The organism is Allobosea spartocytisi (assembly GCF_014764685.1).
GTDB lineage: Bacteria > Pseudomonadota > Alphaproteobacteria > Rhizobiales > Beijerinckiaceae > Allobosea > Allobosea spartocytisi.
This window is the reverse complement of record NZ_JACXWY010000036.1, coordinates 17,667-29,789: the sequence shown is the minus strand read 5'-3', so window position 1 is coordinate 29,789 and position 12,123 is coordinate 17,667. Positions and strand designations below refer to the sequence as shown.

At 62.1% G+C, this 12,123-nt stretch carries 14 protein-coding genes; 12 read left to right on the top strand and 2 right to left on the bottom strand.

What is annotated here, in order from left to right; all coding sequences use genetic code 11:
• Nucleotides 1–301: 301 nt before the first annotated feature.
• Complete coding sequence (locus IED13_RS27115; RefSeq protein ID WP_006022595.1) at nucleotides 302–580, bottom strand: metal/formaldehyde-sensitive transcriptional repressor; 279 nt, start codon at nucleotides 578–580, stop codon at nucleotides 302–304.
• 340 nt (nucleotides 581–920) lie between these two features.
• On the opposite strand from IED13_RS27115, the gene IED13_RS27110 reads away from it, so the two are divergent.
• From IED13_RS27110 to IED13_RS27090, 5 genes are all read left to right on the top strand, one after another.
• Nucleotides 921–1,136 (top strand): hypothetical protein, encoded by a 216-nt coding sequence (locus tag IED13_RS27110; RefSeq protein WP_124810155.1) that lies wholly within the window; start codon nucleotides 921–923, stop codon nucleotides 1,134–1,136.
• Between the two features lie 77 nt (nucleotides 1,137–1,213).
• Nucleotides 1,214–1,732, top strand: a complete 519-nt coding sequence (hisE, locus tag IED13_RS27105; protein ID WP_006022593.1) for a phosphoribosyl-ATP diphosphatase — start codon at nucleotides 1,214–1,216, stop codon at nucleotides 1,730–1,732.
• Nucleotides 1,733–1,764: 32 nt separating this feature from the next.
• The gene (locus IED13_RS27100) at nucleotides 1,765–2,136 is read left to right on the top strand and encodes an SLOG family protein (protein ID WP_242443339.1); all 372 of its coding nucleotides are present in this window, start codon (nucleotides 1,765–1,767) and stop codon (nucleotides 2,134–2,136) included.
• A gap of 46 nt (nucleotides 2,137–2,182) precedes the next feature.
• Entirely contained in the window at nucleotides 2,183–3,949 is a 1,767-nt protein-coding gene (locus IED13_RS27095; RefSeq protein WP_006022591.1) for an NRAMP family divalent metal transporter, read from the top strand.
• A 171-nt stretch (nucleotides 3,950–4,120) separates the two neighbouring features.
• Entirely contained in the window at nucleotides 4,121–4,573 is a 453-nt protein-coding gene (locus IED13_RS27090; RefSeq protein WP_006022590.1) for a hypothetical protein, read from the top strand.
• A 362-nt stretch (nucleotides 4,574–4,935) separates the two neighbouring features.
• Here the strand turns inward: IED13_RS27090 and IED13_RS27085 are convergent, their stop codons facing one another.
• Complete coding sequence (locus IED13_RS27085; protein ID WP_124810154.1) at nucleotides 4,936–5,124, bottom strand: hypothetical protein; 189 nt, start codon at nucleotides 5,122–5,124, stop codon at nucleotides 4,936–4,938.
• A gap of 391 nt (nucleotides 5,125–5,515) precedes the next feature.
• On the opposite strand from IED13_RS27085, the gene trbB reads away from it, so the two are divergent.
• From trbB to trbL, 7 genes are read left to right on the top strand one after another with little or no spacing between them, the layout of a single operon-like run.
• The gene (gene trbB, locus IED13_RS27080; RefSeq protein ID WP_024343194.1) at nucleotides 5,516–6,532 is read left to right on the top strand and encodes a P-type conjugative transfer ATPase TrbB; all 1,017 of its coding nucleotides are present in this window, start codon (nucleotides 5,516–5,518) and stop codon (nucleotides 6,530–6,532) included.
• Nucleotides 6,529–6,861, top strand: coding sequence for a TrbC/VirB2 family type IV secretion system protein (locus IED13_RS27075; protein WP_006022586.1), 333 nt, complete (start codon nucleotides 6,529–6,531; stop codon nucleotides 6,859–6,861). The genes trbB and IED13_RS27075 overlap by 4 nt, the downstream gene beginning before the upstream one ends.
• Nucleotides 6,861–7,142 (top strand): VirB3 family type IV secretion system protein, encoded by a 282-nt coding sequence (locus IED13_RS27070; protein ID WP_006022585.1) that lies wholly within the window; start codon nucleotides 6,861–6,863, stop codon nucleotides 7,140–7,142. The genes IED13_RS27075 and IED13_RS27070 overlap by 1 nt, the downstream gene beginning before the upstream one ends.
• Before the next feature lie 13 nt (nucleotides 7,143–7,155).
• Nucleotides 7,156–9,594: a conjugal transfer protein TrbE gene (gene trbE, locus IED13_RS27065; protein WP_006022584.1), complete on the top strand. Its 2,439-nt coding sequence runs from the start codon at nucleotides 7,156–7,158 to the stop codon at nucleotides 9,592–9,594.
• Nucleotides 9,591–10,352 carry a P-type conjugative transfer protein TrbJ gene (gene trbJ / locus IED13_RS27060; protein ID WP_006022583.1) on the top strand — a complete coding sequence of 254 codons (762 nt, stop codon included), beginning with the start codon at nucleotides 9,591–9,593 and terminating at the stop codon, nucleotides 10,350–10,352. The genes trbE and trbJ overlap by 4 nt, the downstream gene beginning before the upstream one ends.
• Before the next feature lie 10 nt (nucleotides 10,353–10,362).
• Entirely contained in the window at nucleotides 10,363–10,764 is a 402-nt protein-coding gene (trbK-alt, locus tag IED13_RS27055) for a putative entry exclusion protein TrbK-alt (RefSeq protein WP_006022582.1), read from the top strand.
• A gap of 1 nt (nucleotide 10,765) precedes the next feature.
• Nucleotides 10,766–12,121 carry a P-type conjugative transfer protein TrbL gene (gene trbL, locus IED13_RS27050; RefSeq protein WP_006022581.1) on the top strand — a complete coding sequence of 452 codons (1,356 nt, stop codon included), beginning with the start codon at nucleotides 10,766–10,768 and terminating at the stop codon, nucleotides 12,119–12,121.
• Nucleotides 12,122–12,123 lie beyond the last annotated feature (2 nt).

The following is a 12,123-nucleotide window of genomic DNA, read 5'->3' as shown; positions in this document are numbered from 1 at the left end:
ACTGCTGGAGCCTATCGGCAACATCCCGCCGGCCGAAGCCGAGGCGCGCTACTACGTCATGCTCGGTGAACAGCAAATGGCGGCGTGACTTAAACCAAATGGCCTCCGGTGAAGCCGGGGCGGTTCAGATCAGCAAGGGAAGCGTTCCAGACCTAACGAGGCGCCATAGCCCATCGATGAACGTCAGTAGTTCCCTTGAACGGGTGCCGAGCGGGTATCGATGCGTCAAGTTTGCCTCGTGATCTATAGGATCGACGTGGGCAGGCTGATTGACTGGTGTTTTTTGTGGAGCCATCGCAGTTCACTTGATGTAGGTGTGCAAAACGTCGACTAATTCGAGCGCGGCATTACGTTCAGCTTCTGTGGGCGTGCGGTTCGCATCGACCATATGCGCTTGAATGTGCCCATTGACGACTTCGGCCATGATTCCGTTGATCGCACCGCGCGTGGCCGTGACTATCCGCATCACGTCGCCGCAACTCTCATCCGCGATGAGGGCCCGTTCAATCGCATCGACCTGACCTCGAAGGCGTCGGACCCTATTCAGCAGCTTCTGCTTCTCAGCCACCGCATGCGCCATCGCGTCCCTCCGCTATACCCGGGTATAGTTGTAATATACCCCCCAGAGTATATATGAATGTCGCGCGAAGTGAAGACCGGCAGGGTTGTTCGCGTCGTGGTCCAGTTCGTCGTGAATTGGATCCGGATTGGCACAGCAGAGGATCATATGAACCCGCGATCTAGCAACGACCCCTCGGAGGGAGATAGTAGGCGTCAGTCACCTGCTATCGACGCTCCGCTGGGTTGCATCATCGCTCGGGTCGGTTCTGCCGACGTAACTGCGCCAGCACTTCGACGCTGAGCACCGTCCGTCCAGGCCACCCGGGTTCGAGCAACTGCTTGAACAGACGGAGGTGGCCATGGCCGCTCATCTCAACATCGACACACGTCGGGCGCCACCGGTGGTCGCCCATGATGATATTCAATTCGCCGGGGTGTTTCCCGGCTTGAAATTGGGCGCTCGCAACTTGGCGAGACCAAAGCTTCTTGCCCATTGGCATCAGGAATCCGATGGCCGGCTGATTGGGGGCTGGCAATTGGAGACATCCGCCACTCTGAAGAATCCTGACGATTGATCATAGCGACACACGGCAATGCCGTGCGCAGCGTAGCGCTGCTGTTGGCAGCAAAGTTCAAACGAAGGGATTAACTAATGAATGCAGTGGTGGCTTTGCTGCCTGCGCGCCCCGCAGGCACTAATACGACTTGCGCGAATACTATCTTCGCCAACGATTTAGAGCAGCTCTACAACGCGCTGAATGATGTGACATTGACGGAGCATGCTCGCACGGCAGAGCTGATGAATGCCGGATTGCGGAAGATCTCGCAGAAGGTTGTCGAGGAGGCTGCCGAGGTCGCTCTCGAGGCGGTGAGGAAGCGGACCCAAAAGACGGTCAGCGAAAGTGCCGATCTTCTCTATCACTTGGTCGTTCTGTGGCACGCACTCAATATTGAACCCAGCGAAGTCTGGGCCGAGATGCGGCGCCGCGTGGAAAGCATGGGCATTGCCGAAAAGCTTCCTAAGCCGCGTCGGGGAACGACTGATCCCGCCCCGGTCAACGACAGCTCGGAAGGAAATCGCGTACCTGCGCCCTGCATCACCGCCAACTCGCGCGCACCAGCACCGTGTCCCGAAGAGCAGCCCGAAAGGACACGGCCATGCGCCTCCTAGTCTGTGGAGGACGTCACTTCGAGGACGCCGAGATGGTGCATCACGAACTAACTGCACTGCATTGGCGAAAGCCAATCAGCGTTGTGGTCCACGGCAGCATTGCAGGCGTCGGCATCATCGCTGAGGCGTGGGCGCGTCGCCATGGGATCGCTGTGGTGCGTTACCCGCCAAATTGGGAGTTTTACGGCAAGAAGGCCGAAGGGCTGCGCAGCGATTTCATGCTGACAGACAGCCGACCCGACTTTGTCGTGGCTTTCCCAGGGGGGCGCCACACCGCCGATCTCGTCCAACGGGCAATCAACGTCGGGCTCGCCGTGCTCGCCATTCCGCCCAACACGGCTGGAGCTTGCCCAGTCGCAAAGCATCCGCCGCAGCGGGGCCAGCCAACAACCGCTTCGCTCTGATCCAGTGAATTCACCCAAAAACGAGCAAAACTCAACGGAGTTTGAAATGTCCGATACCTCTGCGACATCGCTTGAACAAATCGAATTGGCCTCAAGCGCGCCCGCTGTCCTGGATAGCGCGCATATTGGCGACATCCACGGCGCGTTCGGCACCATCCGGCAGCACGACACCGGTGTACGAAAGACTTGGCGGGCTAGGCTGGCGACCTTGATGGCAATCGTCGGCCCGGGACTGATTGTCATGGTCGGCGACAATGATGCCGGCGCTTTTGGAACCTATACGCAGGCAGGTCAGAACTACGGCACCTCTCTGCTGTGGACGTTGATGCTCTTGATCCCGGTGATTTACGTGAATCAGGAGATGGTGTCACGGCTAGGTGCTGTGACGGGCGTTGGCCATGCACGACTGATATTCGAACGTTTCGGAAAGTTCTGGGGTGCCTTCAGCCTTATAGACCTAGTTCTTCTCAACGGACTAACCATTGTAACCGAGTTCATCGGCATCGTATTCGCACTCCAATATTTTGGTTTGCCAAGAGTTCCGGGACTGATTGTCGCGGCGGTGCTCATAGTGGCCGCCGTCAGCACCGGAAGTTTCAAGCGGTTTGAACGCTTCGCGATGGTTTTGGTCTTTGGCAGTCTGTTGCTAATACCTGTGCTCCTCGCCATCCATCCACCAATCGGTGAGATCGCCCATGGACTGCTCGTGCCGCAATGGCCCGCTCACTCCGACATGGCGGCAGTCATGCTGCTTGTCATTGGCATCGTTGGCACGACCGTCGCACCTTGGCAGCTCTTTTTCCAACAAAGCTATGTTGTCGATAAGCGGATCACGCCCGCCTTCAACGGCTACGAGAAAGTCGATCTTTGCCTCGGGATCCTCCTGGTAGTAATCGGCGCCGTTGCCATGATGGCGTTCTGTGCCGCATTGTTTGCCGGACGGCCGGAATTCGGCAATTTCACGGATACAGGTGCGGTGCTTACGGCGCTGGACAAATATGTGGGTCCATATTCGGCGACGATTTTTGCAATCGCTCTTTTGGATGCTTGCCTCATCGGCGCAGCAGCCGTCTCGCTCTCGACGTCTTATGCGATCGCCGACGTCCTCAGGGTGAGGCACTCATTGCATCGCAAAGTCACGGATGCCATCGGATTCTACGTTGCTTACGGGATTCTCATATTCATTGCCGCAGGCCTTGTTGCCTTCGCAAGTGATGCGCTGCTGGGCCTCTTTGTCAGTGCCGTGCAGGCTCTCGCTGGCGTGCTGCTACCAAGTGCCACGGTCTTCCTGCTCCTCCTTTGCAACGACAAGGCGGTTGTCGGCCCCTGGTCCAACGGTCCTAAGCTCAATGTATTCACCGGAGCAATAATCTGGTCCCTTGTGTTGCTCTCGATCATCCTCACCGTGGCGACCGTCTTCCCAGATGTGGCTGACAGCACAATTCTGAAAATACTGATTGGCGGCTCTTTGCTGGGGCTTTGCGGGTTCGTCTTTTCGTTCGCAGCACGCAAGCGTAGTTATGACGTGCCCGCTGCCGCATATGGCAACGATCAAGATCACCGCTTCGCCAAGATGACGATGCTCGAGCGCCGGAACTGGCGCATGCCGCCGCTTAATCGGCTGCCTGCCCTGCATATGACGTTGATGACGAAGGTCTGGATGGGCGTGCTACGCGGCTATCTTCTGATTGCTGTCGCGCTGATCGGCTTCAAGGTCTTCGTCGCCGCGACCGGCGTCGAGGTCAGCATCCCCCAGATCGGCGGAACGCCAACCAGCAACGACGCTGCTACAAGCAATACCGGCTCGAAGTAGCACGCAAGAAGGCGGGTGACGACGTTGACGCACGGGCGCGAGCACCGACATGTCCGCAATAGCCTCGCGGACGTTGCTATACCCCGCGTCGTCGCCTGCCAACCAAAACGAAAAGGAAACAATCTGAATAGACAAAACTCTTTTGTTCTAACTAGCTGATGGGGGCGCCTCATGTCTGAACAATTCAAGACTCTTCCCGAACGCATCCAGGCGCTTTCCGATGCAACTTCTTGTAGTTCTTTTTCGCTGACCTCAGTCGAGCAGACCAAGGGCTTTCAGATTATCGCTTTTGTCGACAGCTGTTTCGGCGATTCTCAATGCGAGATCGATGCTTGCGGATTGATCGCCGCTATGCTGATCGCTTTTGCCAAAGCGCGCAGCGATCCGTTCACGTTTCATTATTTTGCAACGCGTGCTCTCCATGACGGACTAGAACGTTGCATCGCTATCCTTGTCCAACGCGGCGAAAGGCTGCCCGTTGTCGCCTATGCGCTCATCGCAAATTATATCCGCTGGACGGCTCGACGCCGAGAGATGGCTTTAGCCGCGGCGTTTGAGCGTCTGCGCCTTTATCCGACACTTCCAAACATGTTGATCTGGCCGCCGAAGCGCACGCCAGGATAGCGTGCCAGCGCCTGAGATTCATCGAACAAAAAAAAGCCGTGGCAGATTTTCTCAAAGGAGACCCAAAACAATGAGTAATCAACTATCGCATTGGCCTCCGCCACTTCGGATCCGCCTTCTGCTTTTTGTGGTGTCTCGCATCGAACACTTTCTCCTCTTAAGGTGTCCGAAAGGTCGCATCAGGCGATTGGGATTGGCTTGGGTCGACCAGATTCATGCGCGCGTGCGCAAAAAGCTCAGCCGTGCAGAGCTACCCGAAACGCGTTGATGTTTCTTCCGCGTTCGATCGCGCGTCAAATAGCCTTGAATCAGCGCTGAATGGTGAGGAAGCCTACAAATCTCTTTCCGCGCCGATCGGTCCGTCACCGTGATCTATAATCGACGAGGGCTTCATTGCGCCGCGCCGGTGTTAAACTGTCAAGGAGGGCGTTGGCCTTCTCAATTACCTTGCTGCCGATCTCGCGCTGTTGCCCTTGATTGGCTTTTCGGGCGCCCTCGGCGAACACCGATTCCGCGGGGAGTACCGCCGCAGCAAATGCGGCGGCGGCCAAAACCGATCTAAGAAACATAGGCTACTCTACTCGGCTGGGGTTCATGGCTGCAAAGATGCTATCGTACGTACCGTCCCGTTCAGCCTAACGCCGTGCATGATCCCGATTAAGAAGGATCTCACCCCCCGGATGATCTCCGCGATCGAGGATGTCCATCACCTCCACAACAAATGCATTGAGCGGTCATTGTGCGAGGATCAGACGCTTGCGCAGAGCCGGTCAAGCTCCGCGAGCGTATTGGCGTATCGTGCGTCCGACACCGCCGTTCTCCTGTATTTGCACGCTACACTACTACGTCGATGAATCTTTGTTGAATCGCCCCGAAATCTGGCCCCTTTAATCATCCCCGTCTGGGGAAGGACTGTATCGGCCCCGATAGAAACGGGGCACTATGACAGCATCACACCACAATTCGGAAGGCCTCGCGCGCGGCGCAAGGATGCTGCGCACTGCGCTCGGTCCTGCAATCGCGCGCTATCTTGATGACGCCAGCATCGTCGAGGTGATGCTCAATCCCGATGGGCGCCTCTGGATCGACCGACTCTCCGAAGGACTTTCCGATACCGGTGAGCGGCTGTCACCAGCGGACGGCGAACGTATCGTTCGCTTGGTTGCGCACCATGTCGGAGCCGAGGTTCATGCTGGTGCTCCTCGGGTATCCGCAGAGTTGCCTGAAACCGGCGAGCGGTTCGAAGGCCTGCTGCCACCCGTCGTCGCTGCCCCCGCATTCGCGATCCGTAAGCCCGCTGTCGCGGTGTTCACGCTCGACGACTACGTCGCGGCCGGCATCATGTCAGCGACGCAGGCCGAGATACTCCGCCGGAGTGTCTCCTCACGCGCCAACATCCTCGTCGCCGGCGGGACATCCACCGGCAAGACGACGCTGACAAACGCGTTGCTCGCCGAAGTTGCGAAGACCGCCGATCGCGTCGTCCTCATCGAAGACACCCGCGAACTGCAATGCGCCGCGCCGAACCTCGTGGCGATGCGAACAAAAGATGGCGTTGCCTCACTTTCCGATCTCGTTCGCTCTTCGCTGCGTCTGCGGCCCGATCGCATACCCGTTGGCGAAGTGCGCGGCGCCGAAGCGCTCGAACTGCTCAAGGCCTGGGGCACCGGCCATCCTGGCGGGGTCGGCACCATCCACGCCGGCAGCGCGATCGGCGCACTGCGCCGCATGGAGCAGCTCATTCAGGAGGCAGTCGTCACGGTCCCGCGCGCATTGATCGCGGAAACGATCGACCTCGTTGCCGTCCTCTCCGGTCGCGGGTCCGCGCGGCGACTCTCCGAACTCTCGCGCGTCGAAGGCCTCGGTCTCGACGGCGACTACCGCATCGCGCCGGCCACCACGGATGGCGACGGCAGCTCGAGCTTGTTCGTCCCAGCACCTGAAGGAGAAAGCCTGTGATCCAACGCCTGCGGCGCGCGCGCCATCATCTCGTCTTGACCGTTTCCATCGCCACTCTGTCGGCGGTGATGGCAGCCCCCGCTCACGCTTCCGGTTCGTCGATGCCGTGGGAACAGCCTCTCCAACAGATCCTGCAGTCGATTGAAGGTCCCGTGGCGAAAATCATGGCGGTGATCATCATCATCGTTACCGGCCTGACGCTGGCCTTCGGCGATACCTCCGGCGGCTTCCGCAGGTTGATCCAGATCGTGTTTGGTCTCTCGATTGCCTTCGCCGCGTCGAGCTTCTTCCTGTCGTTCTTCTCGTTCGGCGGCGGGGCGCTGGTCTGATGACGGGCGCTGTCGATCAGGGCGGCGACGTCCCAGGCTATACCGTCCCCGTTCACCGGGCACTGACCGAGCCGATCCTGCTCGGCGGCGCCCCACGGGCTATCGCCATCATGAACGGGACGCTCGCTGGCGCGGTCGGCCTAGGGCTTCGCCTCTGGCTGGTGGGGATCGCGATCTGGGCGATCGGCCACGTCACCGCGGTGTGGGCTGCCAAGCGCGATCCGCTCTTCGTCGACGTTGTGCGCCGCCATCTGCGCGTCCCCGCACACCTTTCGGTCTGAGGGGAGCGCGGCCATGATGAACCTTGCCGAATATCGCAATCGCAACAGCCGCCTGGCCGACTTCCTCCCCTGGGTCGCGCTGGTGGGCTCCGGCATCGTCCTCAACAAGGACGGCAGCTTTCAGCGCACCGCGCGGTTTCGCGGCCCCGATCTCGACAGCGCCGTACAGGCTGAGCTAGTCGCCATCGCCGGCCGCCTCAACAATGCGTTCCGTCGCCTTGGATCAGGCTGGGCAATCTTCGTCGAGGCGCAGCGGCAAGCTTCGAACCTCTATCCCGACAGCCGCTTTCCCGATCCCGCCTCGGCGCTGGTCGACGCCGAGCGCAAAGCGGATTTCGAGGAAGCTGGCGCACATTTCGAGTCGAGCTATTTCCTGACCTTCACCTATCTGCCGCCGGCCGAGGACGCCGCGCGCGCGGAATCCTGGCTCTATGAAGGCCGGGAAAAGTCGGGCCTCGACCCCAACGAGGTGATGACCGGGTTCGCCGATCGCACCGATCGCATCCTGCGCCTGGTCGAAGCCTTCATGCCCGAATGCCGCTGGCTTGATGACGCGGAGACGCTCACCTATCTCCACGGCTGCGTCTCGACCAAACGGCACCGTGTCCGCGTCCCCGAAACGCCGATCTATCTCGACGCGCTGCTCGCCGACCAGCCGCTCACCGGCGGGCTCGAGCCGCGCCTTGGCGCGTCGCATCTGCGCATCCTCACCGTCACAGGCTTTCCAACGGCGACGACACCTGGCCTGCTCGACGAGCTGAACCGTCTCGCATTTCCGTATCGTTGGTCGACGCGGGCGATCCTGCTCGACAAGACCGACGCGACCAAGCTGCTGACCAAGATCCGCCGGCAATGGTTCGCCAAGCGCAAGTCGATCGCCGCGATCCTCAAGGAGGTAATGACCAACGAGGCGTCCGTCCTCGTGGACACCGACGCCGCGAACAAGGCCGCCGATGCCGACATGGCGCTCCAGGAACTCGGCGCCGACTATGCCGGGATGGCCTACGTCACCGCGACGGTGACGGTGTGGGACGAGGATCCGCGCGCTGCCGACGAGAAGCTGCGCCTCGTCGAGAAGGTCATTCAGGGCCGCGACTTCACTGCCATGGCCGAGACGATCAACGCGGTGGACGCCTGGCTCGGATCATTGCCCGGCCACGTCTATGCGAACGTCCGCCAGCCGCCGATCTCCACGCTCAATCTCGCCCACATGATCCCGCTGTCGGCGGTGTGGGCGGGGCCGGAACGGGACGAGCATTTTGCAGCGCCCCCACTGCTCTTCGGCAAGACCGAAGGCTCCACCCCGTTCCGGCTTTCGCTTCACGTCGGCGACGTCGGCCACACGCTGATCGTTGGCCCGACCGGCGCGGGCAAGTCGGTCCTGCTGGCGCTGATGGCGCTGCAGTTCCGACGCTATGCTCGCGCCCAAGTCTTCGCCTTCGACTTCGGCGGCTCGATCCGCGCGGCGGCGCTCGGCATGGGCGGCGATTGGCATGACCTCGGCGGCGATCTCAGTGACGGCGCGACCGATAACGTCAGCCTTCAACCGCTCGCCCGCGTTCACGACGTGCCCGAGCGCGCCTGGGCGGGCGACTGGATCGTATCGATCCTGACCCGCGAGGGCGTGGCGATCACGCCCGAGGTGAAGGAGCATATCTGGACGGCGCTGACCTCGCTGGCATCGGCGCCCGTCGAGGAGCGCACGATCACCGGCCTGGTCGTGCTGCTCCAGTCGAACGATCTCAAACAGGCGCTCAGGCCCTATTGCGTCGGCGGTCCCTACGGCCGGCTGCTCGACGCTGAACGCGAGTATCTTGGCTCGGCGTTCGTTCAAGCGTTCGAGACTGAGGGGCTGATCGGCACCGGCGCGGCGCCGGCGGTTCTCTCCTATCTCTTCCATCGGATCGAAGATCGGCTCGACGGTTCGCCGACTCTTCTCATTATCGACGAAGGCTGGCTGGCGCTGGACGATGACGGTTTCGCCGGCCAGCTCCGCGAATGGCTGAAGACGCTGCGCAAGAAGAACGCCAGCGTCATCTTCGCCACGCAATCGCTCAGCGACATCGACGGCTCGGCCATCGCGCCTGCCATCATCGAAAGCTGCCAGACCCGGCTTCTGCTGCCGAACGAGCGCGCGATCGAGCCGCAGATCACGGCGATCTATCGGCGCTTCGGCCTCAACGACCGCCAGATCGAGATCATCGCGCGGGCAATGCCCAAGCGCGACTATTACTGCCAGTCGCGGCGCGGCAACCGCCTCTTCGAGCTCGGTCTGTCCGATGTCGCGCTCGCTCTGTGCGCCGCGTCATCGAAGACCGACCAGGCGGCCATTGCCCGCATCGTCGCCGAACACGGCCGCGACGGCTTCCTCGCCGCATGGCTCGATCACCGTGAGGTCGGTTGGGCCGCCGATCTCATCCCCACGCTCACCAACAAGGAGACGTCCCAATGAAACTGCGCAATTCCCGCGCAGCGCGTTTTGCTGCCGCGCTGCTGACCGCTCCCGTCGCGCTCGCGCCCATGCTGGCGACGCCCGCTCACGCCATCATCGTATTCGATCCCTCGAACTATGCGCAGAACGTGCTCACGGCGGCGCGATCGCTTCAGCAGATCACCAACCAGATCACCTCGCTTCAGAACGAAGCGCAAATGCTGATCAACCAGGCACGCAACCTTGCGAGCCTGCCGTTCTCGTCGCTGCAACAGCTTCAGCAGTCCGTCCAGCGCACGCAGCAGCTTCTCAACCAGGCGCAGAATATCGCCTACGACGTCCAGCAGATCGACCGGATGTTCCAGCAGAAGTACGGGAACGTCTCGCTGTCCGCTTCGGATCAGCAACTCGTCACCGATGCCCGCTCGCGCTGGCAGAACACGGTCGGCGGCCTGCAGGACGCAATGCGGGTGCAGGCGGGCGTCGTCGGCAACATCGACACCAATCGCACGCAGATGTCGGCGCTGATCGGCCAGAGCCAGGGCGCGACCGGCGCGCTGCAGGCGACGCAGGCCGGCAACCAACTCCTTGCGCTCCAGGCGCAGCAACTCGCGGATCTCACCGCCGTCGTGGCGGCCAACGGCCGGGCGCAGGCCTTGCAGTCGGCCGAGCAGGCCGCCGCCGCCGAACAGGGCCGCGAGCAGCGCCGGCGTTTCCTGACGCCGGGCTCGGGCTACCAGCCCGGCAATGCCCGCATGTTCCCGAACAGCGGCAACTGAGGCTGGCACGATGGACGGCAAGACCCTCGCTCGCGTCGGCGCCATCGTCTTCGTCGCGGTCGCCATCACGGCGACCGCGATCGAGATGAACCGCAAGGACGTTTCGACGGACGTCCTCGCGACGCAGGGCCGTCCGGTCACAACATCGGATCCTCTCGCCGCCGAATTGCTTCGTTGTTCCGAGATCGGCGAGGCCGGCACGCGCGATCCCAATTGCCTGAAGGCATGGGCAGAGAACCGGCGCCGCTTCCTCGGCCAGCCGGCCCCCGTTTCATCACCATCGCCGGTTGCGCCGACCACGCTGTTTCCAAGCGCGCCCGCGTCGGCCGCTCCCATCCACAAAGACAGTGCGCCAGCGGACGTGACCGGGCCTGCGATGCAGGCCGAGCCCGCTCAGCCAGAGGTTCGCTGACATGGGCGGCACCGGTGTCATCGACCATTTCCTCGAGGTCTTCACTCGCTACATCGACGGAGGATTCGGGCTGCTCGGCGGCGAAGTCGGTTTCATCGCCACCACCTTGATCGTCATCGACGTCACGCTCGCCGCGCTTTTCTGGTCATGGGGCGCCGACGACGACATCATGGCGAGGCTGGTCAAGAAGACGCTCTTCGTCGGTGTCTTCGCCTACCTGATCTCCAACTGGAACAATCTCGCCCGCATCGTCTTCGAGAGCTTCGCGGGCCTCGGCCTGAAGGCTTCGGGAACGGGCTTTGCCGTGAGCGATCTCATGCGCCCCGGCAAGGTGGCGCAGACTGGTCTCGATGCCGGCCGGCCGCTGCTCGACTCCATCTCCAGCCTGATGGGCTACTGGTCGTTCTTCGAGAACTTCATCCAGATCGCCTGCATGTTTTTCGCCTGGGCGCTGGTGCTGCTGGCGTTCTTCATCCTGGCGATCCAGCTCTTCGTCACCCTGATCGAGTTCAAGCTGACCACGCTCGCCGGCTTCGTCCTCATTCCCTTCGGCCTGTTCGGCAAATCGGCGTTCATGGCCGAGCGCGTGCTCGGCAACGTCATCTCCTCCGGCATCAAGGTGCTGGTGCTCGCCGTCATCATCGGCATCGGCTCGACGCTGTTCTCCGAGTTCACCTCGGGCTTCAACGGCGCAACGCCATCGATCGACGATGCCATGGCGATCGTGCTTGCCGCGCTGTCGCTGCTTGGTCTCGGCATCTTCGGTCCCGGCATCGCTAACGGCCTCATCTCCGGTGGCCCGCAGCTCGGCGCCGGCGCGGCCATTGGCACTGGTCTTGCCGCCGGCGGCGTTGTCGCAGCAGGCGCGGCCGCTGCCGGCGCCGTCGTGACAGGCGGCGCTGCACTTGCTGGCGGCGCTGCCGCCGCCGCGCGTGGCGGTGCAGCCCTCGCCGGTGGCGCCTCCACCGCCTACAGCCTCGGCGCGGCCGGCCAGGCCGGCGCATCCGGCGTCGCGTCGGGTCTTGGCAGTGTTGCCAGCACCGGCGCGAAGGCGGCCGTCTCACCGCTGAAGCGCGCAGCCGGTCGTGCCGCCGACAGCCTGAAGCAGAGCTATCAGGCCGGTGGCCAGGCCGCGACGGAGATCGCCACCGGCGCATCCGGTGCTGCGACGACCGCCACCGCGGAGGCCGCATCTCCCGGAGCTGCGTCTTCCACCAGCGACGGGCCGCCGGCCTGGGCGAAACGCATGAAGCGCTCGCAGCAGATGTCCCATGGCGTTCAGGCCGCCGCCCACGCCGTGCGTAGCGGCGACAGCCATGGCGGCGGCTCCTCCGTCAACCTCTCCGAAAGCGACTGACC